The organism is Sphingomonas sp. G-3-2-10, assembly GCF_012927115.1.
Classification (GTDB): Bacteria; Pseudomonadota; Alphaproteobacteria; order Sphingomonadales; family Sphingomonadaceae; genus Sphingomonas.
This window is the reverse complement of record NZ_JABBFY010000001.1, coordinates 312,908-336,435: the sequence shown is the minus strand read 5'-3', so window position 1 is coordinate 336,435 and position 23,528 is coordinate 312,908. Positions and strand designations below refer to the sequence as shown.

Annotated in this window: 19 protein-coding genes; 3 read left to right on the top strand and 16 right to left on the bottom strand. The window is 65.1% G+C overall.

Going from position 1 to position 23,528, the window contains the following annotated elements; translation table 11 throughout:
- Positions 1-79: 79 nt before the first annotated feature.
- From HHL13_RS01660 to HHL13_RS01645, 4 genes are all read right to left on the bottom strand, one after another.
- Positions 80-3,244, bottom strand: coding sequence for a TonB-dependent receptor (locus HHL13_RS01660; protein ID WP_169554043.1), 3,165 nt, complete (start codon positions 3,242-3,244; stop codon positions 80-82).
- A 163-nt stretch (positions 3,245-3,407) separates the two neighbouring features.
- Entirely contained in the window at positions 3,408-3,770 is a 363-nt protein-coding gene (locus HHL13_RS01655) for a LytTR family DNA-binding domain-containing protein (protein WP_169554042.1), read from the bottom strand.
- A gap of 116 nt (positions 3,771-3,886) precedes the next feature.
- Positions 3,887-5,545, bottom strand: a complete 1,659-nt coding sequence (gene leuA, locus HHL13_RS01650; protein WP_169554041.1) for a 2-isopropylmalate synthase — start codon at positions 5,543-5,545, stop codon at positions 3,887-3,889.
- Positions 5,546-5,770: 225 nt separating this feature from the next.
- Positions 5,771-5,971: a hypothetical protein gene (locus HHL13_RS01645; RefSeq protein WP_169554040.1), complete on the bottom strand. Its 201-nt coding sequence runs from the start codon at positions 5,969-5,971 to the stop codon at positions 5,771-5,773.
- Positions 5,972-6,311: 340 nt separating this feature from the next.
- Between HHL13_RS01645 and HHL13_RS01640 the strand changes: the two genes are divergently transcribed.
- From HHL13_RS01640 to HHL13_RS01630, 3 genes are all read left to right on the top strand, one after another.
- Positions 6,312-6,581, top strand: coding sequence for an SWIB/MDM2 domain-containing protein (locus tag HHL13_RS01640; RefSeq protein WP_169554039.1), 270 nt, complete (start codon positions 6,312-6,314; stop codon positions 6,579-6,581).
- A gap of 494 nt (positions 6,582-7,075) precedes the next feature.
- Entirely contained in the window at positions 7,076-7,810 is a 735-nt protein-coding gene (locus HHL13_RS01635; RefSeq protein ID WP_169554038.1) for a polysaccharide biosynthesis/export family protein, read from the top strand.
- 34 nt (positions 7,811-7,844) lie between these two features.
- Complete coding sequence (locus tag HHL13_RS01630; protein WP_169554037.1) at positions 7,845-10,070, top strand: polysaccharide biosynthesis tyrosine autokinase; 2,226 nt, start codon at positions 7,845-7,847, stop codon at positions 10,068-10,070.
- 51 nt (positions 10,071-10,121) lie between these two features.
- Here the strand turns inward: HHL13_RS01630 and HHL13_RS01625 are convergent, their stop codons facing one another.
- The 12 genes from HHL13_RS01625 to HHL13_RS01570 all read right to left on the bottom strand — a co-directional run bounded on the left by HHL13_RS01625 (position 10,122) and on the right by HHL13_RS01570 (position 23,508).
- Positions 10,122-10,763, bottom strand: coding sequence for a class I SAM-dependent methyltransferase (locus tag HHL13_RS01625; RefSeq protein WP_169554036.1), 642 nt, complete (start codon positions 10,761-10,763; stop codon positions 10,122-10,124).
- Between the two features lie 145 nt (positions 10,764-10,908).
- On the bottom strand, positions 10,909-12,027 hold the full coding sequence (locus HHL13_RS01620) for a glycosyltransferase family 1 protein (RefSeq protein ID WP_169554035.1): 1,119 nt from the start codon (positions 12,025-12,027) through the stop codon (positions 10,909-10,911).
- 7 nt (positions 12,028-12,034) lie between these two features.
- Entirely contained in the window at positions 12,035-13,420 is a 1,386-nt protein-coding gene (locus tag HHL13_RS01615; protein WP_169554034.1) for a hypothetical protein, read from the bottom strand.
- Positions 13,417-14,592, bottom strand: coding sequence for a glycosyltransferase (locus HHL13_RS01610; protein WP_169554033.1), 1,176 nt, complete (start codon positions 14,590-14,592; stop codon positions 13,417-13,419). The genes HHL13_RS01615 and HHL13_RS01610 overlap by 4 nt, the downstream gene beginning before the upstream one ends.
- Complete coding sequence (locus HHL13_RS01605) at positions 14,585-15,226, bottom strand: class I SAM-dependent methyltransferase (RefSeq protein ID WP_169554032.1); 642 nt, start codon at positions 15,224-15,226, stop codon at positions 14,585-14,587. The genes HHL13_RS01610 and HHL13_RS01605 overlap by 8 nt, the downstream gene beginning before the upstream one ends.
- Positions 15,219-16,091 carry a glycosyltransferase family 2 protein gene (locus HHL13_RS01600; protein WP_169554031.1) on the bottom strand — a complete coding sequence of 291 codons (873 nt, stop codon included), beginning with the start codon at positions 16,089-16,091 and terminating at the stop codon, positions 15,219-15,221. The genes HHL13_RS01605 and HHL13_RS01600 overlap by 8 nt, the downstream gene beginning before the upstream one ends.
- On the bottom strand, positions 16,088-17,272 hold the full coding sequence (locus HHL13_RS01595; protein WP_169554030.1) for a glycosyltransferase family 4 protein: 1,185 nt from the start codon (positions 17,270-17,272) through the stop codon (positions 16,088-16,090). Before HHL13_RS01595 ends, HHL13_RS01600 begins: the two co-directional genes overlap by 4 nt.
- Complete coding sequence (locus HHL13_RS01590; RefSeq protein ID WP_169554029.1) at positions 17,272-18,582, bottom strand: hypothetical protein; 1,311 nt, start codon at positions 18,580-18,582, stop codon at positions 17,272-17,274. The genes HHL13_RS01595 and HHL13_RS01590 overlap by 1 nt, the downstream gene beginning before the upstream one ends.
- A complete protein-coding gene (locus tag HHL13_RS01585; protein WP_169554028.1) occupies positions 18,582-20,039 on the bottom strand; it encodes a PQQ-binding-like beta-propeller repeat protein in 1,458 nt (485 codons plus the stop codon). The genes HHL13_RS01590 and HHL13_RS01585 overlap by 1 nt, the downstream gene beginning before the upstream one ends.
- Positions 20,040-20,061: 22 nt before the next feature.
- A complete protein-coding gene (locus tag HHL13_RS01580; RefSeq protein WP_169554027.1) occupies positions 20,062-20,934 on the bottom strand; it encodes a phytanoyl-CoA dioxygenase family protein in 873 nt (290 codons plus the stop codon).
- A 29-nt stretch (positions 20,935-20,963) separates the two neighbouring features.
- On the bottom strand, positions 20,964-21,728 hold the full coding sequence (locus tag HHL13_RS01575; RefSeq protein WP_206376817.1) for a TylF/MycF/NovP-related O-methyltransferase: 765 nt from the start codon (positions 21,726-21,728) through the stop codon (positions 20,964-20,966).
- 85 nt (positions 21,729-21,813) lie between these two features.
- A complete protein-coding gene (locus HHL13_RS01570) occupies positions 21,814-23,508 on the bottom strand; it encodes an oligosaccharide flippase family protein (RefSeq protein WP_169554026.1) in 1,695 nt (564 codons plus the stop codon).
- Positions 23,509-23,528: the final 20 nt, after the last annotated feature.

The following is a 23,528-nucleotide window of genomic DNA, read 5'->3' as shown; positions in this document are numbered from 1 at the left end:
TCAGGCAAAAAATTGGGGCCGGCGGTCTTCCTTCCGCCGGCCCCTGTGGGAACCGTCAAACCTGATCGCGGGGCAGCGATCAGAACTTGATCACGGCTCCCGCATAGAAGAAGCGGCCGACATTCTCATAGACCGCCGTGCCCGTGCCGCCCGAGCCACACGAGAAGACGCCGCCGGTACCGCAGGTGCCGTCGAAGCCGAAAGGCGGCGCGGTGTCGAACAGATTGTCGACGCCGACATAGAAGCGGTAGCTCTTCACCGGCTCGAACCCGAGGCGGAACGAGTGGTAGAAGGTATCCGGAGTCCACACGACCGGGAACTTGTCGAGATCGGTCGCCGGGCGCCCGTCGAGCGGGTGCTGGGTCTCGTAGAAGTCGACCGTCATGCCGGTGATGTACCGCAGGTTATAGTTCAGATCGAACTTGCCGAAGTCGAGATTGGCTTCGAGACTGGCGGCATATTCCGGCTCGTTCAACTCGCCCTTCGCACGATCGCGGAAGGTCGGATCGTTGACGTTGCTGTACGAATCCCGCTTCAGCAGCCAGCTGAACACGCCGCGCAGGTTCAGGTCGCCGCCGAGGAGGCGGGTCTGGTAGGTCGCATCGAAATCGATGCCCGACGTTTCCAGCCGTGCGAAGTTGAACGGACCGGAGACGAACGAATTGTCGTTCGCGCCGACCGTATATTGCACCGTCGATCCGCCGACATTGCGGTTCGACTGGCCCAGGAACGTTCCGTCCGGACGGCGGAAGACCGCCGCGCAATACTGGTTGCTGATGCCGCTGGGATTGTCATAGCACAGGTCGATCACCGTCTGCGCGCCGAGCGAGAAGATGACGTTCTCGACCTTGATGTCGTAATAATCGACGGTCAGCGAGAAGCCCGGCAGGAAGCGCGGCTGGAACACCGCACCGATGGTGATGCTGGTCCCGCGCTCTTCCTCGAGATTGGAGTTGCTGCCGTTCAGGCCGCGAATGCCCGACGAGGGCACGTTGGTCCAGGGTACGCTGACGCCGGCGATGATTTCCGACGTCGGCACACCCGCCGCCGCGCAGTTCGCCACGCGATGCGAAGTGCCGTTGTTGATGTTGGTCTGGCTGCACGGATCGATCAGACCGTTGAGGAAGGTCTGCGACGCCGGACGGTACAGGTTCACCAGCGTCGGCGCGCGCACCGAGCGGGCATAGCCGCCGCGGAAACGCACCCCGGGCACCGGCGAATAGACGCCGCCGAAATTATAGGTCCAGACGTCACCGGTCGATCCCGCCCCGCCATTGTAGCTGGAGATGCGCGCGGCGCCTTCGATCGAGAGTTCCTCGATCCCCGTAATGCCCTTCAGCAGCGGGATGCGGACTTCGCCATAGGCTTCCTTCACCTTCAGCGTCGGCGACACGAAGGGCAGGATCACGTTGAAGTCGGTCGCGCCGCTCGCGGTGATCGGATCGTAGAGCGAACGCGCGGTTTCGGCGCGATACTCGCCGCCGATGGCGAAGGCGATCGGGCCGCCGGGCAGCTCGAACAGCTGTGAAAGGTCGCCCGACACGAAGGCGCTGGCGCCGAAGAAGGTCGCCCGCTCGTCGCGATAGACGTCGGCGCTGACATAATCGAGCGCCGCCTGTGACGGCTTGCCGTTGCCGAACACGTTGATCGGCACGCAGGCCGCGTCATTGTTGTTCGGATTGGCGTCGGCGTTGATCGCGCAGACGATCTGCCCGCCCGACAGCACCGCGTCGGCCGCGTTGCGGAAATTCTGCAGCAGGATGCGGTTGGTCGCGTCGAAATGTGTGTCGGTCTGCCCGTAATTGACCGCGACTTCGTAGCGCCAATCGTCGTTGAACACGCCATCGAAGCCGCCGACAAGGCGGAAGGTGTCGCGCCGATACTGCTCGCCGCGCCCGCCGAAATCGACGTTGAAGCGCTGGATGCTGAACGTCGTCGCCCCCGGAGCGAGGCTGCGGGTCAGCACGTTGCGCGCCTGGGTGGTCAGGAACGGATTGTTGATGCTGTAGGTGCCCTGCAGGTTGGCGATGCTGGTCGGCTGGCCTTCCTGGTTGCCGTCGATGCGGACGAACTTGCCTTCGAAGAAGGCGCGGAACGCCGGGCTGAACTCATAGCTGGCCAGCATGTTCGCCGACTTGCGCTCGAGCCGGGGCAGCAGCTGACCGGTCAGGCGCAGCGTCGAGCCCTGCCCGCCGATGCAGTTGTTCGAACCGACCGGACGCAGATCGCGAACGCAATTGTTCGGGTTGAGATTGCCGTTGCCATCGAAGTGGAAATTGACGCCGAGTTCCGCACCAGTGTTGCTCCGCTCGCCGGTGCAGTTCAGCGCGCGGCGCGCCTGCACCGCAGCGAAGTTCGGATCGCCCGCCGGAACCGCCGCCGGACAGGCCGCGGCATAGGTGCCGCCTTCGGAGATATTGCCGTTGCGCACGCCGCGCAGGAAGGCGTTGTCCGGGATGCCGTCGCCCGCAGCGCCTTCGCCCAGCGTATTCTGCACCGCGTTGAACTGCGGACGGCCCGAATAGGCGCCGTACAGATCGTCACGATCGGTATAATAGACGTCGTCGGCATAGGAATATTCCAGCGACGCCGCGATGTTGCCGCGGCCTTCGGAGAAATTCTTGCCCGCCGTCGCCGAGAGCAGATAGCTGCCGCGATCGCCACGCCCGCTCGCGCCGGCCTGCGCACGGAAGCGGAAGCCCTCGAAATTGCGCTTGGTGACGAAGTTGACCACGCCCGCGACTGCGTCCGAGCCATAAATTGCCGAATTGCCGCCGGTTACGACGTCGACGCGCTCGAGCAGATCGACCGGAATCGTGTTCACGTCGACGCTGGTCGGCGTGCCCGGCTGCGCGGTGACGTGGCGGCGGCCATTGACCAGCACCAGCGTGCGCGCGGTGCCGAGACCGCGAAGGTCGAGCAGGCTGAGACCCGCCGTTCCGATGAAGCCGCCCGAATTGGCCTGGCTGAAGGTCGCGTGCATCGACGGCAGATTGTTGAGCGCGTCGCCCAGCGACACGTTGCCGGTGTCGGTCAGTTCGCTGACCTGCATCGTCGTGACCGGCACGACCGAGGTCAGGCCCGGCCGCGCGATGCGCGAACCGGTGACGATGATCGGTGCTTCGTCCTGCGGCGCGGCTTCGGTTTCATCGGCGGCGGGCGCGTCCTGCGCCTGCGCCACGCCGGGCAGGAGGATCGCGGTCGCAAGCGCGGTCGCCGAAAGGAGTTGGTGGATCGTTCGCATGTGTTCGCCCCTTTGTCTTGTTGCGTGGGGCCGTGATTGCAGCGAGTGGCTGCGATGCGCTTTCGCGATACGATCGACGATTGCGCGAAACGATCATATTGCGTTTCGCATTATATAAGTTGTGCCGCGCCTGTGGCAGCATTGTCACAATATTGCGCGATGATCAGGCGGCGAACGGCGCGCGGCTGGCTAGCTCGTCCAGCAGGCCCCGGGCATAGCTGCGCCCCACCCTCACCTCGGCCCCACCCCCGGTAATGACGGTCAACGCACCATCCGGATTGCGCCGCACTTCGCTCGCCCGGTCCCAGCGGACGATGGCGGAGCGGTGTACGCGGCGGAACGCAGTGGCCCCGATCCGCGCTTCGATCGAGGCCATCGTCTCATGATGCAGGAACGAGCCACCCGGCGTATGCAGACGGACATAGTCGCGCTCGGCCTCGATCCAGTCGAGATCGCCGCAGCTCACCCGACGGTAGCGACCGTGGGCATGGACCCAGATGCTATCGGATTGGGAAAAGCCGGACATGGGCGGATAATAGTACGAAATACACTATCTTCCAACCCTTCAGCATCAGCCAATAGCGCTCCGCCGGTCTTGAACGAGTCATCCCGGCTTTCGCCGGGATGACGAATGAGAAGAGACTAGGCCCGGTTCGCCGCGCTGAGCACCGCCCGCACCGAAGCGGTCGCGATGTCCGCGTCGATCCCCACGCCGAACACCGTCCGCCCATCGGCGGTGCGGCACTCGACATAGGCGGCGGCCTGCGCGTCGGCGCCGTGGCCGATGGCGTGCTCGCTATAATCGACCACGTCGAGGCTCGGCCCGGTGGTGCCGGCAAGCGCGTCGATCACGCCCGAGATCAGGCCGTTGCCGCGCCCGGAGATCGAGCGGACCTCGCCGTCCACCGCGATGCGGCCGACGAACACGCGGCTGCCTGCCGCGCCGCTTTCCTCATAATCCTCCAATCCGAACCGCGCGCCTTCGCCGGGCAGATAGGTCCGGTCGAACAGCGCGCCGATATCGGCGGCATTCAGTTCGCGGCTGGTCTCGTCGGCCAGCGCCTGCACATGCTTCGAGAAATCGGCCTGCATCCGCTTGGGCAGCTTCAGCCCGCGATCCTGCTCGAGCACCCAGGCGACGCCGCCCTTGCCCGACTGCGAGTTCACCCGGATCACCGCTTCATAGTCGCGGCCCAGATCCTTGGGATCGATCGGCAGATAGGGCACGTCCCAGAATTCGTCGTTGCGCGCTTCCTGCGCCGCGAAGCCCTTCTTGATCGCGTCCTGATGGCTGCCCGAGAACGCGGTGAACACCAGCTCGCCCGCATAGGGATGGCGCGGATGCACCGGCAGCTGGTTGCAATATTCGACGGTCTTGATGACCTCGTCGATGTCCGAGAAATCGAGCTTCGGATCGATCCCCTGCGTGTACATGTTCAGTGCCAGCGTCACGAGATCGCAATTGCCGGTACGCTCGCCATTGCCGAACAGGCAGCCCTCGACGCGATCCGCGCCGGCCATCAGCCCCAGCTCGGCCGCAGCCACGCCGGTGCCGCGATCGTTGTGCGGGTGGAGCGAGATCACCACGCTCTCGCGGTTGCGGATGTTGCGCCCGAACCATTCGATCTGGTCGGCATAGACGTTGGGCGTCGCGCATTCGACCGTAGCGGGCAGGTTGAAGATGATCGGCCGCTCGGGCGTGGGCTGGAGGATGTCCATCACCGCCTCGCAGCACTCCAGGCTGAAATCGAGTTCGGCGGTCGAGAAGGTCTCGGGGCTATACTCGAAATGCCATTCGGTATCGGGCTGCTTCGCGGCTTCGTCGCGCAGCACCTTGGCACCCGCCACCGCGATCTCGCGAACCTCGTCGCGGCTCATGTTGAACACGATGCGCCGCCATGCCGGCGACACGGCATTGTAGAGATGGACGATCGCCTGCTTCGCGCCCTTCAGGCTCTGGAAGCTGGTCTCGATCAGGTCCTGGCGCGACTGGGTCAGCACCTGGATGATCACGTCGTCGGGGATCTTGCCGTCGCGGATCAGGCCCGAGATGAAGTCGAACTCGGTCGCGCCCGCCGCGGGGAAGCCGACTTCGATCTCCTTCGCGCCGACCTTGAGCAGCAGATCGAAGAAGCGCGTCTTCTTCTCGCTGTCCATCGGATCGATCAGCGACTGGTTGCCGTCGCGCATATCGGTGGAGAGCCAGCGCGGCGGCTGGGTGATCGTCTTCGACGGCCATTGCCGGTCGGGCAGGTCGATCGTCGGGAACGGACGGTATTTTACGGAAGGATCGCGTAACATGTGCGGTGTCTCTCGGCTCGACCGGGCGCTCGCCGGGTCAGGGTCGGTTCTAAGGTCTGGAAGTCACCCTTAGGGGAGACACGCGCGCAAGCGGCTCGCCCCTAAGGGCGGATAAGTCGAAGTGCGAGGCGCGCGATCATCATGTCCGCTCCAATGCCGAAGCCGCACGGCTTTGTCCACCATAGCGAATGTGCGCAGGCGTAAAGCTGATGTGCGGACAGCGCCCTACATCGTGTTGGCTTCGGTCATCGTGTCTTCGGCCGGCGACGGGCTCGGCGAAGGCTCGGCCTTGGGCGACGGCGTCGGGCTGGGCGTGGCGACGATCTCGGCCATCGGCGGCGGATCGGAATAGTTGGTTCCTGTCGTGCCGCCGCCACCGCACGCCGCCAGCATCAGCGCTCCGCTCAGACCCAGAACCACCCGCATCGCGCTCTCCATCGCTGTTTCGCCGCTGTCGATAGCACGACTTCGCGGCGAGCCGAACAGCCTCAGCGGTGAAACGTTGCGCAGGCGCTATCGCCCGGCCGCGAAGCGCGCGAGGAGTGGCGCATCGCACCGCCTGTGAGACGCGCTGCAACATGATCCGCAGCAAAGTTATTCACAGGCAAACGTCCGATACGAATGAGAAAGCGCTATCAGGCACGTGCATCGGGAAAAAATCCACAGTACATCGTCCTCAGCGACTACGGTGGGAAAGCCCCGCACAAGCCGTCTGCGCTGACCTAAGGAATAGCCCGTCCAAGGGCACGAACAGGAGATGAAGAACATGGCGGAGAAGAAAGCAGCGGGCGCTGCGCGCGGCGGTATCGCCAAGCCGGTCACCCCCTCGCCTGAGCTGGCCGCGATCGTCGGCTCGGCGGCGCTGCCCCGCAGCGAGATCGTCAGCAAGATGTGGGCTTACATCAAGAGCAACAACCTCCAGAACCCTGCAAACAAGCGGGAAATCCTGGCGGACGCGAAGCTCAAGCCGATCTTCGGCGCCGACAAGGTGACGATGTTCGAGATGAACAAGCACATCGCCAAGCACGTCAAGTGATGCCTGGGCCGGTGTGAGCCGGCCTGCCGCTGGACAGGAAATCGGGGCGGGGCCTTTGCGGGCCTCGCCCCTTTCTTTTCCGGCCGGTCGCCGGCTCGAACTGGCCACGAGCCCGATGCTTTCCGGCATCCCGAATCGGATTCCGGACATCCGCTTTCCCGGCGCACCTTCCCCGCTTCGCAACATAATCGAGCGTTTTCAGTACCGGACGAGCCTTGCCAGGGGGATCGAAACACGCCGGCCACCCTATTCCAACGGCATATTTCAACGCCGAAACGGCCGCCAATCGTGACGAAACGAAATCCCTGCCCGCGCAACTATGTTGCACTGCGGCAAATCCGGACTAATCATCCTTGCACAAAGCGTGGAGGTCGCCATAACGTCCTTGCACGCTGCCTTGAGTAGCCATGTTCGCCTGCACGGCGGCTGGAAACATGAGGGAAAGGCAGCGCAGATAGGCGGCGATAGGCCGCACGGAGCGCAGGGGGAAAGTGATGAACGTTCGAGCGACCTCGCTGTGGAGTCAGGCGGCAACCCCGGTCCGCGCCCTGTCCCGCCTCGTGATGGTTCTTGGCCTCGGCGCCTTGCTCGCCGCCTGTGCGACCAAGCCGTCCAACCTTCCCGGCGGGCAGGATGCCTATACGGCGATCCCCGCGGCGCCGACCGACGTTGTGCTGCGCGATTACCGCCTGCAGCCCGCCGACGTGGTTTCGGTCGTCGTCTATCGCGAACCCGAACTTTCGATCAGCCAGGTCGAAGTCGATTCACAGGGCCGCGTGCCGATGCCGCTGCTCGGCCCGGTGGCTGCGGTCGGCTCGACCACCGACGAACTGGCCGAACTGATCCGTCAGCGCCTGCTGCAATATCTCAACGAGCCTCGGGTGACCGTCTATGTCGCCTCGGCCGTGTCGCAGCGCGTGGTGGTCGATGGATCGGTGATGCAGCCGGGCATCTACGAATTCCGCGGCCGCACGACATTGCTCGGCGCGCTGGCGCTGGCTCGCGGGCCGACCAATGTCGCCCAGCTCAACGAAGTTGCGATCTTCCGCCGTCAGGGCGGCAAGCTGCTGGCCGCGAAGTTCGATATCCGGGCGATCCGGCGCGGCGAAATGCCGGATCCGGAGATCCTCGGCAACGATACGGTCGTGGTGGGCTATTCGGGCCTGCGCGGCGCATGGCGTGATTTCCTGCAGGCGCTTCCGGCCTTCGCGATCTTCCGTCCCTTCTAATTGGGGTCCGGCGTTTGCGCGCCGCCCCGGGTAAATGGTGAAACAGACGGTGCAGCACGAGCTTCCGAAGCGCAAAGAGACCGACGCCTGGTCGGAACCCTACCCCGTCCAGGGTCTGGTTCCCGATGGTCCGGCGGCCGACGATCGCAACGGGCTCGATCTGCGCGCGGTGCTGGCGGCGGTTTATCGCAACCGGCTGATCTTCGTGATCGTGATCACGCTGGCGCTGCTCACCGCCGTCGTGGTCACCATGCTCACCACGCCGATCTATGTTGCCACCTCCTCGGTGCAGATCGAACAGCAGACCGCGACGATCCTCGAGAAGTCCGATGTCGAGCCAACCATCCCGATGGCCGATGCCGATCGCTTCCTCGAAACCCAAGCCTCGATCCTGCGCAGCCGGGCGCTGGCCGAACGTGTCGCCTATTCGCTGAATCTGGCCAAGAATGATCGCTTCATCGAAGCAATGGGCGGCGAAGCGCCGCAGGCCACCGGCCGTGCGCTGATCGTCGCGCGGCATCGCCGCGTGGTCGGCCTGCTGATGAAGAACCTGACGATCAAGGTTCCCACGGATTCGCGCGTGGCAAGCATCTCCTTCGCCAGCCCCAGCCCGGAGATCGCGGCGCAGGTGGCGAACAGCTATGCCGACAATTACATCCGCTCGAACCTGGAGCGGCGCTTCGATTCCTCGGCCTATGCGCGCCAGTTCCTCCAGAACCAGATCGCGCAGACCAAGGAGCGTCTGGAGGATTCCGAACAGGCGCTGCTGGTCTATGCCCGTTCCGAAGGACTGGTCGAAACCAGCGTCACTGCCCAGCCGGGCGAAGGCGGGGGCGCAAGCTCGCTGACCACCGCCAACCTGCGCGACATCAACGCAAGCTATGTCGCGGTCCGCGCCGAGCGGGTGAAGGCCGAACAGCGCTGGAACCAGGCGCGCAACACGCCGCTGATGTCGCTTCCCGAAGTTCAGGCAAGCCCGGTCGTCCAGGCGCTGATGACCCGCCGTGCGACCGAACTGGCTGCGCTCAGCGAACTTCGCTCGCGTTATCGCCCCGATCACCCCAGCGTGGAGCAGGCGGTGACCCAGCTCGCCACGCTAGATCGCGAGATCAACACGCAGGCAAGCAATGTCCGCAACGGCATCCGCAATGCCTATGACGTGCTGGTCAACCAGGAAAAGGCGCTGGAATCCAACGTTCAGGGCCTCAGCGGCAGCGCGCTGTCCGAACAGGGTCTGCGCGTCCGCTACAATATCCTGAAGCGCGAAGTGGATACGAACCGCTCGCTCTACGAAGCGCTGCTGCAGCGCTACAAGGAACTGGCGGCGACCGCGGGCGTGGCGACCAGCAACATCTCGGTGATCGACACCGCGCAGACGCCGGGCGCGCCCGCCAAGCCCGATCTGTTCCTGAACCTCGCCTTCGCCCTGTTTGCCGGCCTCGGCATCGGCGCCCTCGCCGCCTTTGTCCGCGAACATTTCGACGATGCGATCCGCACCCCGGACGAAGTGCAGCGCAAGCTGGGCCTCCAGCTGCTCGGCGTCACGCCGGTCATCGCCACCGGCGCCGCGCCCGTCGAGGAACTGCACGATCCGAAATCGCCGCTGTCGGAAGCCTATCACTCGCTGCGCACGAGCATCAGCTTCGCCAGCACGCAGGGCCAGCCGCGCACGATCCTGTTCACCAGCAGCCGGCCCGAGGAAGGCAAGTCGACCAGCTCGATCGCGATCGCGCAGGAATTCGGCAGCCTCGGCCAGCGCGTGCTGCTGATCGACGGCGATCTTCGCAAGCCTTCGCTGCACAAGGTGCTGAAGCTGAGCGCCAAGACCGGCCTCAGCAACGTGCTGGCGCAGCATCTCGAACTGGGTCAGGCGGTCCAGCGCAGCGGCTTCTCCAATGTCGATTTCGTGTCGAGCGGCCCGATCCCGCCCAACCCGACCGAACTGCTCGCCTCGCATACGCTGCTTCAGCTGCTCGCCACCGCGCGGGAGAGCTACGACACCGTCGTGATCGACGGTCCGCCGGTGATCGGGCTGGCCGACGCCCAGCTTCTCTCGCGTCAGGTGGATGCCACCGTCTTCGTCGCGCAGGCGAGCCGCTCGCATCGCGGACAGGCCAAGGCGGCGGTCCGCCGCCTCCGCGACGCCAACGCCAACGTCATCGGCGCGGTGCTGACCAAGTTCGACGCGAAGCGTTCGGGCTATGGCTACGGCTATGGGTACGGCTACGCGTACGACTATACCTACGGCCAGACAGACTGACGGGATGATCGGCGGCGGGCGCCCGATCGCGTTCGCCGCTGGTGTTCCGGCTCAGGGCTTTTCGACGACCCCGAGGCCATAATCGTAGCGCTCCGGAAGGTCATATTCCTTGCAGAATTGCGCGAAGCCGATGCGCGCCTTCCAGTCGCCGTCCGGCGGGCAGTCGTCGACATAGATCACCCCGCCGGAGGCCATGCGCGGCCAGAACCGCTTCAGCGCCTCATAGGTCGGCACAGAGAGATCCATGTCCAGCAGCACCGCGGAGTACAGCGGCGCGAACTTGCTGTCGGGCACCCGGGTGATGTCGCCCTGCACCAGCCCGATATCCTGACAACCATGCTGATCGAGGATGGTGCGGACCAGCGACACCGAATTGGCCCCGAACATGTCTTTCAGCCGATCGGGCGTTCCCAGCGCGGCATCGGCTTCGAACTGATCGGCGACGAAGCCGCCGAATGTGTCGAAACAGGTGTAGCTGCTCGTCCAGCCGTTCCGGCGCAGGGCCCGACAGGCAAGGATCGAGGTGCCCGCGAGATGGCATCCCACCTCGGCCACCGGAAGGTTCAGATGGCGCCGGTCGAGCAGGCCGGTGATGTAGGTCGCGAGGCGATCGGGAACCAGGCCGGTCGGCGGATACCGATACAGGGTCGGCGCGAACTTCTTGCGCAGAGACAGCTTGAGCGACCGCAACATTACACCCGCCTGTCGACAGAGGGAAGGAACGCGATGAGTAGCCGCCGCTTGTTACGGTTCGTCTTCGACGATGCGCATAGTCGCAGCAATAGTGATGCGATCAAGCGGCTTCGATGCCGCTTTGGAACGATCTGCGCGCTATCCGCTAGACGAGTTCGCGATAGACCTGCGCGGTGCGCCTTGCGGTCTCGCTCCAGGTGAAGCTCCGGGCCCGTGCAAGCCCCTTCCCGCGCAGTTCGGCCGCGAGCGCGGTGTCCGACGTCACACGCTGAATCGCATCCGAAATCGCATCGACATTCTCCGCATCGACCAGCAGCGCCGCATCGCCTGCGATCTCCGGCATCGACGAATTGGTCGCAGTGACGACCGGGCAACCCGATGCCATCGCTTCGAGGATCGGCAGACCGAAGCCCTCGTACAGCGACGGATAGAGATAGGCGTCGGCCCGCCACAACAGCGCGCGCAGCACCTCGTCGCTGACATAGCCGGGCATGTGAACCCGCCCGGTCGCTCGCGCCGCATCGAGCTCGGTCCGCAATTCGTCCGAATCCCAGCCCAGCGAACCGACCAGCACGAGATGCTGTGCCAGACCGGGCAGCTGGCGAAGATAGGCCTGCAGAACGCGCCGGACATTCTTGCGCGGATTCATCGAGCCCGCGAACAGGAGGAAGGGCTCGGCCGCCGGAATGACGGCTTCGGAAAGCGCCAGGGCTTCGACCGGCGGCTGTTCGAAGAATTCGGGATCGACGCCTTCCTCGATCACCATCAGCCGATCGCCCAGCGGCACGCGAGCCAGCGTCGCGACTTCATCCGCGGTCGATTGGGAAACGCACAGGATGCGATCCGCCTTCGCGGCCATCTGCCGCACATAGGCCTGTAACAGCCAGGGCACGGCGTTGGAGAAGAATTCCGGATGAACCAGCGCGCCGAGATCATGAACCGTGACGACCCACGGCTTCCCGGTCGGCGCGCGATAATCGACGTCGATCGAGTGCAGCAGATCGAAGCGCGGCAACATCCATTCGGCGCGGGGGATGCCCAGCGCGGTCCATGCCGGCGCGATCAGCTTGCGGGATGCGCGGATGCGGTGGAAGCCGGTCTCCTTCAGCCAGTCCGGCGGCGTGTCGCCAAAGTCGCTCTGCGTCGAAAAGGGCAATGTCTCCACGCCCTCGGCGGCAAGCCCGTCCCGCAGCGAATGCGCGTAGCGGGACAGGCCGAACCGGGCCCTTTTTGCGAAGGAGTCCGAGTGATAGGCGACGCGCATCCGGGGGCTACGATGCCGTGGCAGGCGCCAGCCCGCGCTGCCACGTGCGGGTGGAGGTCGCTGCCGGACGCCAGCTTCGCGAAGCACGCAGCGCGCTGCCGGAGCAGATGCCGACTGCCAGCAGGCACAGCATCGTCACCGTCTCGCTGACATTGGGGCCATTGTCCGCGATGTAGAAAATGAAGACGGCGGTGAGCAGCGCCGCCACACGCGCGCGCACCCCGGCGGGTACATATCTGAGGTTTCGTATCGCTTCGATATGCATCGCGATGCCAGCGAGAAGCCCGATGATGCCGTACTGGAAAAGGAACAACAGATAACTGATCGATACGAACCCGGCTTCGCGCCCGCCGGTATAGACGCCGCCGCCCGCAAGCTTCGTGATATCCGGCCCCGTACCGAACACGAAGATGCTCGGGAATTTTCCGATCGTCGTCGCCAGCCTTATCGGGCCATCGACGTAGCGAGCCGAGAAATTGTCATCCTGTGTGACGCCTTCGTCCCAGCGCGAAAAGCGTTCCAGCACCGATGTCGAATAATCCGACGCCAGGAAGGCAACGACCAGCAGCGGCGCCGCGGCAAGCGTGACAACGCCGGCGCCAAGCTTTTCCCGTCCGCGCGAGACGATGAAATAGATGATGCCTGCCAGGATCGCGCCGATCATCGCCTGACGGGAAACCGAAGACAGCAGGGCAATCGTTCCCGCCGCGAGGACCGCCAGCACGATGATGCGCTGGCGAACGAGCAGCGACGCCGCGAGCGCCGCAAGGACCGCCACCGTGCCCAGCAAGTTCGGCGATCCATAGGGACCTGCCGCACGCCGCGCGACGATTTCGGCGTAGAATTTGGAGTGGATGAACGCGTCCTGCGAGAAATCGCGATAGAAGAAGGCTGCCACCCGGCCCGCCGCGGCCGGCGATCCGAACTGGGTCAGGCCGATTGCACCCAGGATGAGCACCGACGCCGCGATGCCGTATCCCAGCCACAGCCGCTCACGCACCCTGGCAGAGTCATAGAAGATCAACGCCGCCAGACCGAAGCCCGAGAATGTCAGTAGCGCGTGCCCGACCACCCAGACCGCCTGGACGTTCACCGGCATCACCACCAGCGGCCAGGCGATCCCGCAGACAAGGATCAGCGCAATGAACACATAGTGCCACGGGATGCGCTTCCAATCCCACCGGATCGCCAGCAGCTCGCGGCGATATTCGAGGAGCATCAGCGCGACGATCATGTCGTACAGATAGAGCGGGAAGCCGAAATATACGCGCGCGGTCGGAAAGACGATCACCGCGATCGGCCACATCAGGAACAGACCCGGTCGCCCCAGCCCGAAGCGCGCGCCGCCAAGGCAAAGCAGGAACAGCGCGATTTCGATGATGGTGAGATTCACTTGCCGCCATCCTCCGACACGAGATCCGTCACCGCTGCCCGAACCGATCCGTACAGATCGTCCCACGATCGTTCGCGCGCACGCCGGACCCGTTCGGTCTGCAACGCCGGATCGGCATCCGCAAGGCTGCGCTCGATCGCAGCAAGGAACTGGTCGTGATCCCCGGCCAGTTCGACGACATCGCGCAGCGGCTCGAGGCTGCGCAGCGCGGTCGAGACGATCGGCTTCCCCGCAGCCATATACTCGACGATCTTGAGCGGATCGGCCCGGTGTCGCACCTCCAGCGCGAGATGCGGCTGGATGCACACGTCGAGCGCCCGCAAATAGCGCGGCAGCTCCAGATTATGCACCGGCGGCAAGCGGATCAGCCCGGGGATCGCTTCATAGGCCGCCTGCACCTCGGGCTTGACCGGGCCGATCGACACGAGCTGCCCCGGCCAGCGTGCGGCGATCTTCGCAAGCAGTTCGAGATCCATCCAGCTCGCAACCAGCCCGATATGCCCGATCCGCGGCCGCGCCACCTGCGCCAGCGGATCGGCTTCGCCGTCGGGTGCGGGCGCGAAGAAGCTGGGATCGACACCGTTGGGCACGACCTGCACCTTCGGGTTGATCGCACCGAGCCGCTCCGCCAGCGCCGCGGTGGTGGTGAATATCCGCCCTGCCTTGCGCATCAGCCGATCCTCGCGCGCGATAGTCAGCGCGCGCTCTCCTTCGGCTCCGGCATAATGGGCATAGTCGTCGGTCACGTCGTACACGACCGGTCCGGGCGGCAGCCGGTCGAGCGCCTCGACCGAGATCGGCAGGCGGCACCAGTAGAGCGGTCGTTCCCATCCCTCACGCCGCATCCACTTCGCGACGGCGCTTGCGAAGCGCGCCCCGTTCAACTTCCCGATCGCTCCGGATTTGGGCGATCCGGGGATCTGGATCGGCAGCGACATCACATACAGCCCGGGCTCGACGTCGCGCCGCACCGACGCCGTCAGCGCGCCCGCGCCTTCGCCGATACGCCGCCCGAACGAAACCGGGTTCTCGACATAAAGGATCTCCGCCCCGTCGGCGGCAAAGCGGCGCGAGAAATGGTTCTGGCGCGTCCACAGCCCGTCCCAGGGCGGCGATTGCAGCCAGACGATCCGCAGGCCCTTCAGCGCCTCTCCCCGCGCGACTTCAGCCATGCGCGCCCAGCTCGAAGAAATAATGGTAGCTGTAATCCGCGCAGAAATATTCATCGAGGATCGGCAGTTCGCCGGCGATCGCCGCGCGGACCTGCGCCAGCGAATGCCCGTTGGTGCCCAGTTCCCAATAATGCTCGCCGTCGAACTTCCACTCCATCGGCCGCGTCAGCTTGCGCGCGAACGCCAGCGAGAAGCGCTTCTTGAAGAACTGCCCGCGCAGTTCGACCGGATAGCCCCAGTGCGGCAACGAGATGACGACATTCTGCCGCGCCACGCGCCCGAGCTGCGCCAGTGTCGACTTGAAATCGGTGTAGGGGATATGCTCCAGCACCTGAAAGGCGCAGACCAGATCGTAGCTTCCCTTGCCGACCAGCCCTTCGAGTTCGCGCACGTCGCCGCTGATATCGGGGTTCAAATTCGCGTCGAAATCGAAGGTCGTGACTTCGATCCCCAGCCGCCGCAGCATCTGTGTCGTCGCACCGGTGCCGCAGCCGATCTCAAGCACCGTCTTCGGCTTGTACTTCATCACGGCGCGGAGCTGGTACCAATAGCTCTGCCACCGCTCGCGGGTCATATAGGTCTCGAAGTCGTAAAACCCCTCGCCGACCTGAACGCCTCCAGCGGGCTTATCCATCGCGTCGATCCCCGTTGCCCCATTGCTGCGCGAGCGCGTCTTCCAGCGTGTCGCGGCCGATCCGGTTCTGCTCGTCCCACGCGCAGGCATACCAGTTGAAAGTGCCCGCGAAGGTGTACATCGCGAAGATCAGCCCGCGTACGCCGTGCCGCCACGCACCCTGCTTCAGATATGCCGAAAGCGCGCGCTTGGTGGGCACGAGGATCAGATGCCGCGCGCCGATGCGCTTGCCGGTGGCGATGATCTCGCGCGCCGTCCGCTCCGAATAGCCGGCATTCTTGCGCAGCCGCTCGCCGAAACTGTCGTCGTTCAGGTGCAGCATCATCGCGTCGAGCTGGCCGGTCGCCCCCTCCCCGCCCTCGACGTCGACCTTCTCGTGGATCGGACGGGCAAAGCGATGCGCGCCGCGGCGGCCAAGCTGCGGCTCGTTCCAATGCTGCCAGCCGCCCGCCGGAAAGGGACGATGCAGAAAATAGTTCAGCCGCCGGTATCTGAAGCCGTTCCTGTCCGTCTCCCGGATCGCGCCGCGCATCTCGGCCGCAAGCTCGGGCGGGATCCGCTCGTCGATGTCCATATGGACGAGCCAGTCGGAGCGGGCATTGTCGATGCCGTGGTTGCGCTGCGCCGCGAACCCGCCTTCCGGCTCGATCCGGCGATGGACCACCGTCACCGGAAAGCCGCAACCGGCGAGATAATCCAGCGTGCCGTCGGTCGATCCGTCATCGACGATCACGATCTCGTCGATCCAGCCACGCAGATGCTCGACGAAGCCCTTGATATCGACGATCTCGTCGCGAGAGATCGCCACCGCGCCCAGCGTCGGTCCGTCACCGCGCGCAGCGCGCTCGAGGGCGGCGCTCGTCATGCCGCACCCTGCAACAGACGCCGCATCGTGCCGAGATGCGTGGCCGCGTCATGCTTCGCGATTACCGCCTGCCGCGCCGCCACGCCCATTTCGCGCGCCGCCTCGGGACGTTCGTAGAGCGCGGCGACCGCAGCGACAAACCCTTCGATGTCATCGGGCGACGCGAGGATATAGCCGTTCGCGCCCTGATCGATCGCTTCATGCGCGGCGGGCATCGGCGATACGATCGCGATCCGCCCCGCCGCCATCGCTTCGAGCACGACATTGGGCAGCCCGTCATTGAAATCGGTGTTGGCGAGCAGGCAAAAGGCATGGCTGGCCGCGATATGCCCCGGCACCGCGTCGTGCGGCACCCAGCCCGGCATATGCAGCCGCCCGCCGAACCCAAGCTCGCCCGCAAGCGCGCGGATATCGTCCATCGCCGCCCCCTGCCCCAGGATCGTCAGCTCGACTGGAATCCCGCGCGCGAACGCTGCCGCGCACGCCCGCACCAATCGGTCGAACCCCTTGGTCGGGGTGATCCGGCCAGCCGACAGCAGCTTCACCGGCGGCGGGGCATCGGCATCCGGGCCGGGGGTAAACTGCGCGGTATCGACGCCGTGATAGACGAGATGCGCCTTGTCCCGCGCCGCCGCGGGCAGCTTGGCCAGCAGATGTTCCATCGCCGCGCCGTTGCAGAAGCTGGCGAAGCGCAGTTCCTTGAAGCAGGCCGGGAAATGATCGCTCTCATGCGCCACTTCATGGGCATGGACGCTCACCGAATAGGGCACGCCCATCGCCCGCGCCGCCAGATGCGAGGTGATCGTGGCATAGGGCCAGTGCGCATGGAGTTGCGTCACGCCGTCGCGCTTCACCGCTTTCGCAAGCGCCGCCGCGCGCGCGGCGAGCAGCCACAGCCGCCGTCCCGCCGCCGCTTCGCGCATGGTCCGCCGCGCATCGGCGAACACGCGCAGGCCGGTCGGGCTCGCCAGCGCGCGCATCGCTTCGCCCCGGTCGATATAGCGCGTCCGCGCCATCAGCTCCTTCGATTGGGGCGTCAGCAGCGCGATCTCCGCCGGCCCCGGTCCCTCGAACGAATAGATACGGATATCCTCGCCCAGCTCGATCAGCCCGGCGACTTCGCGCGAGATGAACGTCTCGGACGGCCAGGGAAAGCGATGGATGACATAGCCGATCGGCATCAACGGTCCCTCAGCAGCTTGATCAGGGCGGTATCGGCGATGAGCGCGGCGGGATCGGCCGGAAGCAGCGCCAGCTTGAGCGCGAGCGACTGGTATTTGACGATGATCCGCTCGTCCAGCGCCATGCCGGTCGTATCGACACTCAGCACCATGCCCAGATCGGTCTCGTGCAGCCCGACCACCGCCTGCGCGCTGCGCCGCGCTGCCTCAGCGAAACGCACCTCGCCGGTGATCCCCGCCAGCTTCATCAGCGACACGGTCATGTCGGTGTTGCAATCGACATGGTTGCCCGAACGCCCCGGCTGCTCCGGAAACAGCCCGTTCGCCCATTGATGGCCCAGCCAGCGATCGCCAATCGCCGTCGCCAGCTCGATCGGCCGCCCCTCGAATCCCGCCAGATGGAGATCGCACAGCAAGTCGAGCGACGCGAAGGCGGCCCGCAGCGCCACATCGCGCGCACCGCTTTTGTCCCGCCACAGCTGGACGTCGCCGCCATTCCAGTAACAGGCCTCGAACCCGGCGAGCCACCGCTCGATCGCCAGCCGCAGCGCGGGCTCGGGCTCGGCCCGATACAAGGCGAGCAGGCTCCACGCGCCGTTCGTATTGTCCTTGAACAGCAGCGACCGCATCTGCGCGGCGTTGGCCGCCAGCCTGTCCACGGCGCGCGACCATGAACAGAACACCGTTCCGAACACGCCGTGCGCGGTGAAGTAATCCGTCGCGGCATAGGCTTTCGCGATCCGCCGCGCCGCGTCGATGAACCGCGCGTCGCCGGTCAGCGCGTTCAGATCCACCAGCAGTTCGACATAGCCGAGATTGAACCCGCTCGATCGCTGCAGCAATGTGCGCGGACGCCGCAGCGACGGCGCTTCGTCGATCAGCAGCCCCGAACGCTCGAACCCATCGAGCACCGCATGTGCGCCATCGACCGCGGCGTCGAGGAACCCCTGTTCCCCGGTCATCTCGTGCAGTTCGATCAGCCCGAGCAGCCAGTCGTGATTGGTGAACAGCCGGATGCCGCCATCCGCTTCGCGATACAGCCCCCCGCCGATCCGCGACCGCGCACGGGCGACCTGATCGAGCGCGAACGCGGTATCGCCGAACCGCGCGAGGAACGGCAGCACATCGCCGAAATCGGCGATCAGCGGCTCGTTGTCGATGATCGCGCCGCTGTCGCCGTCGATCGTCGTGACGATCAGCCCGTGATCGCCCAGATAATGCGCATGGAACCGCGCCAGCGTACGCTCGACCCACGGGCCCGCGTCCGCGAGCAACGGCGCCTGGCCGTTCGAGGCGATTACCGCAGTCATCAGTAATAATAGTCGAACCGCGACCCGCCGAAGCGGCGCAACACGCGCTTGTCGGCCTGGATCGCAAGATAGCGCGCGAAGTCGCGCCCGGTCAGATCGCGCCACATCGCGGCCTTGACGCCCGGCGCGGCAGGCCGGGCGGGCCCGGTCGCAGGCTCGGGCTCGTGATCGGCGCCGAGCATGTCCGCTCGCCCCTTGTAGAAGGGCACCGGCGCGGGATTTGCGGGCAGGCGATAGAGCAGCAACTGGTCGCCCGACGGTACGACCAGCTCGGCGCGCCCGTCGCCATCGATATCCGCCATCGCGAACGATCCGCGCACCATGCCGTTCGTGTCGTCCTCGAACCGCACCGTACCGGTCTCTGCATCGAGGATCGCGAAGCGGCCATTGTTCGATCCGGTCGCGACTTCCAGCCGCCCGTCGCCGTCGAGATCGGCCACCAGCGGGTTCACATAGGAACGGCAGCGCGCGAACTCGGTGAAATAGGGCGCGCCGTCCGCCCGGCGGCACTGGTCGTCGCCCTCGGGCTGGCGCGCGTCGCGCTTGCCATGATCGCACAATGCAGTCGGTCCGAAGCGATGCGACCAGGCGATGGTCCCGCTCGCAAGATCCACCGCAACCAGCCTGTGGCTGGCCAGCGTCCCGCAAAAGGCCAGCACCCGCCCCGAAGGCATCCGCGCGATCATCGGCGCGCAGTCGATCGCCCCGCCCACCGGCGCGCGCCACAGCTCGTTGCCGGTCCGTCCGTCGAGCGCGATCAGCGCGTTGTCGCCTCGCCCGGCGGTATGCTCGCCGCCGCCGATCAGCACCATCGGCGTGTCGCCGACCATCGCGAAACTCGGCGTCGCGTCGGTGTCATAGGCCAGCCGGTGATACCATTTGGGCCGCCCCGCCACGTCGTAGCAGATCACCCAGGGCGAGCGCCCGCCGGTCACGATCTCGGGCACGCCGTCGCGATCGACGTCATAAACCAAGGGCGCCGCGACCATCCCGGTCTTGGTCTTCGCCATGAACACATGCTTGGGCCGCCGCCACCGCGCGCGAACTTCGCCCCGGCCCGAAAGCACCGTGATCTCCGGGCCATAGGAAGCCAGGACGATCTCCAGCTTGCCATCGCCGTCGACATCCGCCGCGGCCGCCGCCGCGCGGATCATGCCCCCGGCGCGAAACCGCCACCCGTCCCGCCCATCAACCGGCTCGATCGCGAACAGCTCGCCCTGATGCGTGCCGATCAGCACCGCCGGCCCATCGTCGAGTTCCGCCACCACCGGCGACGCGGTGATCGCGCCGCCCAGCCTGCGCTGCCACAGCAATTCGCGGCTCGTCCCGTCGAATGCCGACAGTGCACCCTCGCGATCCGCGGCCATCACGACGACACGCCCCCCCGCCACGCAGATCGCCGGCGCGGACCAGGTCTCTCCGGCGAGGGGGAGCGTCGCCAGTTGCTGGATGTTCATGCGGCGGTTGGGTTGAGCCGCATCAGACGAACGGCTCCTTCTCAAGCTGCGGAACGTCGCCATAAACGAGCCCATCCTCGCTCGGGCGCACCTGATCGCGGTCGATCAGCGTATCGCCCTCAAGGATATCCGCCGGGATCAAGTCGCGGCGCACGCCGAGTTCGAACCCCCGGCGAGCAAGGAAGCGCGATTTACGCCGATCCGAATATTCGAGGCTGATCACGTCACGCGCCTCTCGACCGCCCTCGCCCGTCGCACGATGCAGGCCATTGGTGTCGAACAGGATGCAATCGCCGGCCTTGCCCGTCAGCAGCGCGACTTCGCCCTGCGATTCCGCTTCGTCATCGGCATGACGGCTCAGTTCGTAGCTCGCCCAGCGCCACTTCCCGCGATGCGAACCGACAATATACTGAGTCGGCCGCCCGGTCGCTTCGACATCGTGGAGCAGGATGAACAACTTCAGCCGGTGCCCGCACCAATCGTGGTGCCAGATGGCGGAAGTCTTGCGATCGCTTGCGGAAGCCGGGATCCGCCACACAAGGCATCGGTCGAACACCGGATCGCCACCGAGATAACCGCGCACAACTTCGTTGAGCAACGGTAGCCGCAGCCAATCGCCGATTTCGGGCGCCGCGACGAGCGGGTTCTTGAGATAGAAGCGAGACACGCCCGGATGCTTGGTCTCGCCGACATCAAGCAAACCGCCGACCCGCTCGGTCAGATCCCCCAGCGACAACATCCCGCCGAGCCGGACAAAGCCATCGCGCCGCAGATCGGCGAGCGCATCCGCCGCCTCCGGCGACACCGCCTCGCCCTGCGGCGAAGCGAGGTCAAGCAGGCGCACATAGGATGTGTAGGCGATCGCCTTCGCGTACTGGCGGACCGTTGCTTTCATCCCCCCCTCTCCCCTGCCCTGGCTCGCCCTCAGAGATCCTTGATCATCAGGCGTGCGGTGTGATCGATGCGGTTCAGGAAGATCGGCTTGCCTGCGAAATACTCGTCGACCGCCTTCTTCGCGCCGCCCCAGCTTCCATAGTCGTCGATGATCAACACCCCACCCGGGCTCAGCCGCGGGTAGAGGATTTCCAGCTCGGCCTTGGTCGATTCATACCAGTCGGTATCTAGCCGCAGGATCGAGATCGTCTCCGGCAGATTGGCGGCCTCCTTCAGCGTATCCTCGACCATGCCCTGCACGTAGCGGACATCGGCATGAGCGGTGGAACCGATATTGGCCTGAACATCCTCCAGCGAGGCGCAGCACCAGTCGGAAAAGCCTTTGCCGTCCTGCGTCTCGTTCCAGACCTTCGTCGCACTCTCGCCCGTCGCGGCCTTGAAATCATGCTCGCCGGGTTCGGGCATCCCCGCAAACGTGTCGAACAGCCACAGGCGGCGCCCGGTGCCCAGACGCTTCATCGTCAGCGCGGCCGTCATCGATTGGCCGCCCCGCCATACGCCCAGTTCGACGATATCACCCGGAATGTTGCGCGCCTCGACATGCTTCACCGCCTGAATCGTCGCCCAGAGATTGGCATTGCTGGTTAGCGTGAACGGCTTCACCCGCTTGAGGATCTTCAGATCCTCCGCATCGGCCTCAGGAATATCCTCATGCGCTTCGGGGATCATCATCGAACGCAGTTTCGCGCTCTGCCGCACGGTACGCTTGAGCTGCTCTTTTGCTTTGGTCAGCATCGCCCTTACTCCCAGCCACGGAGGCGTAGCGCCTCACCAAACATTATCCGGCGATCAGACTTCGCCGATATGACAAATCTGCGCCTCATACGACCAGCGACCGCTTGAACGGCGAGGCTGCAAACGTCGCCAGCAGGAGCATCAGATTACGCGGACCGCTCAGCTTCGCCGGCAATGTCTCGGCGGCCAGCCGCAGATGCGTCGCCACGCGTTGGCCTGACGTCACCAGCAGCGATGCGAAATAGACGAGCGATCCGATAACCAGCCCACCGGCAACGCCGGCGATCCCGTGCAACAGCGAACCCGCGCTCACCCCGGCCACAGCCCCCATGACTCCGGCGAAGGCAACTCCAGCAACCGGCGCAAGCGGTGGGAAGCGCCCGGTGCGAACCCATAACCTACCAATGCCGTAGACCATCAGGATCAGGTTGCCGACGATGTTCGAAACCGCAAAACCCTGCAGTCCGTACCGATCGCCCAGCACCAGCAGGATCGCAAGTTGCGCGAGCGCGCTCAGTACATAGCAGGTGATCAGAGATTTCGCGTCGCCCAGCGCCTTTAGTGCCTGATGCGCGGGCATGCTCACAACATAGCTCAGCGAACTGACCGACAGAATCTGGACCAGATACCCGGTTGCCTGCCAGCTCTTCGGAAATATGATCGTCACGATCAACGGGAATAGCGCTACCGAGGCAATCAGGATCGGCACGCAGACAACCGACGACAGGAAGAAGCTCTGCGCCAGCATCTTGCGGAATTGTTCCGCATCGTCCTGCGCACGGGCGAGCAGGCGGAATTGAATGTTCGACAGCAACGTAAGCGGCTGGAGTACCAGGGAGTCCAACAGGGTAATCGCCATACCGACAAGACCAGCCGCCGCCGGGCTAAAGACTGCGGCGACGACGGTGGTGTTCACCGCGCGCTGGCCCAATGCGGTCAGGATCGCGGTCTGCTGCGGCAAGGTCTCGCCGATGATCCGCCTCGCAATGGGCCGATCGAACGAAATTGCAGGAAGCGCCCGGGTTGCACGATAAAGCAATATCGATGCGACGAGGTACCGCGTCAGCGTCGCGATCACGAGGGCCCAAAGGCCAAACCCCGCCAGTGCCAGCCCGATCGAGACCATCACATAAGTCAGATATTCGACCACTTCAGACACAGCGACCAGATCGTGCCGCAACCCGCGCTGGAGTGCTGCGGTAGGGATTGATCGCGACGCGAGCAGGAACACCGCCAGGCCCATCGCAGGGAAGGCCCAGGCTTCGCTGGGGGTCAGTTCATAAGCCGAGGCGAGCAGCGGCGTTGTTCCAAGTACAACCGCGAAAATCACCGCAGCCAAGATCAATTGGATCGAATGGGCTGTACTGTACTCAGCCGGGGAAACCGCTTCTTTCTGACGGGTCAGCACGGTTGTGACCCCACCAACCGCAACGGCGTTGGCAAGTAACAACACGAACTGCGCGAGCGCGAACACACCGAAGGTGTGCGGGTCGATCATCCGCGCCAGAACCAGCGTGCCGCCAAAGGCCATTAACCGCACAAGGGCATGGCGGGTGAACACGCTCATCGCGCCCCGCGCGGCGCGCTTTCGCACCTGCTCCTGCGAAAGCGAAATCTCTTTCATCGCAGATGCATCGAGATCGAAAATATGCTCATCGCAGTGCAGTTCCTGCGGGTTTACGGGCCTTTGCGCAAGGGTGAAGCAAGCATTTTTTCCGCATTGCAGCAAAATCCGATTGCTGCGGCTTGACTCACCCCATCCCGGCGAACAGGACTCCATCAATTGCACCCGGGGGTGAC

Bases quoted from the DNA above. Each gene is read 5' to 3' on its own strand.
- HHL13_RS01570 (WP_169554026.1), bottom strand. From the start codon at position 23,508: ATGGAGTCCTGTTCGCCGGGATGGGGTGAGTCAAGCCGCAGCAATCGG.
- HHL13_RS01660 (WP_169554043.1), bottom strand. From the start codon at position 3,244: ATGCGAACGATCCACCAACTCCTTTCGGCGACCGCGCTTGCGACCGCG.
- HHL13_RS01580 (WP_169554027.1), bottom strand. From the start codon at position 20,934: ATGAAAGCAACGGTCCGCCAGTACGCGAAGGCGATCGCCTACACATCC.
- HHL13_RS01590 (WP_169554029.1), bottom strand. From the start codon at position 18,582: ATGACTGCGGTAATCGCCTCGAACGGCCAGGCGCCGTTGCTCGCGGAC.
- HHL13_RS01610 (WP_169554033.1), bottom strand. From the start codon at position 14,592: ATGGCTGAAGTCGCGCGGGGAGAGGCGCTGAAGGGCCTGCGGATCGTC.
- HHL13_RS01605 (WP_169554032.1), bottom strand. From the start codon at position 15,226: ATGGATAAGCCCGCTGGAGGCGTTCAGGTCGGCGAGGGGTTTTACGAC.
- leuA (WP_169554041.1), bottom strand. From the start codon at position 5,545: ATGTTACGCGATCCTTCCGTAAAATACCGTCCGTTCCCGACGATCGAC.
- HHL13_RS01645 (WP_169554040.1), bottom strand. From the start codon at position 5,971: ATGCGGGTGGTTCTGGGTCTGAGCGGAGCGCTGATGCTGGCGGCGTGC.
- HHL13_RS01595 (WP_169554030.1), bottom strand. From the start codon at position 17,272: ATGCCGATCGGCTATGTCATCCATCGCTTTCCCTGGCCGTCCGAGACG.
- HHL13_RS01575 (WP_206376817.1), bottom strand. From the start codon at position 21,728: ATGCTGACCAAAGCAAAAGAGCAGCTCAAGCGTACCGTGCGGCAGAGC.
- HHL13_RS01630 (WP_169554037.1), top strand. From the start codon at position 7,845: ATGGTGAAACAGACGGTGCAGCACGAGCTTCCGAAGCGCAAAGAGACC.
- HHL13_RS01640 (WP_169554039.1), top strand. From the start codon at position 6,312: ATGGCGGAGAAGAAAGCAGCGGGCGCTGCGCGCGGCGGTATCGCCAAG.
- HHL13_RS01635 (WP_169554038.1), top strand. From the start codon at position 7,076: ATGAACGTTCGAGCGACCTCGCTGTGGAGTCAGGCGGCAACCCCGGTC.
- HHL13_RS01585 (WP_169554028.1), bottom strand. From the start codon at position 20,039: ATGAACATCCAGCAACTGGCGACGCTCCCCCTCGCCGGAGAGACCTGG.
- HHL13_RS01655 (WP_169554042.1), bottom strand. From the start codon at position 3,770: ATGTCCGGCTTTTCCCAATCCGATAGCATCTGGGTCCATGCCCACGGT.
- HHL13_RS01600 (WP_169554031.1), bottom strand. From the start codon at position 16,091: ATGACGAGCGCCGCCCTCGAGCGCGCTGCGCGCGGTGACGGACCGACG.
- HHL13_RS01620 (WP_169554035.1), bottom strand. From the start codon at position 12,027: ATGCGCGTCGCCTATCACTCGGACTCCTTCGCAAAAAGGGCCCGGTTC.
- HHL13_RS01625 (WP_169554036.1), bottom strand. From the start codon at position 10,763: ATGTTGCGGTCGCTCAAGCTGTCTCTGCGCAAGAAGTTCGCGCCGACC.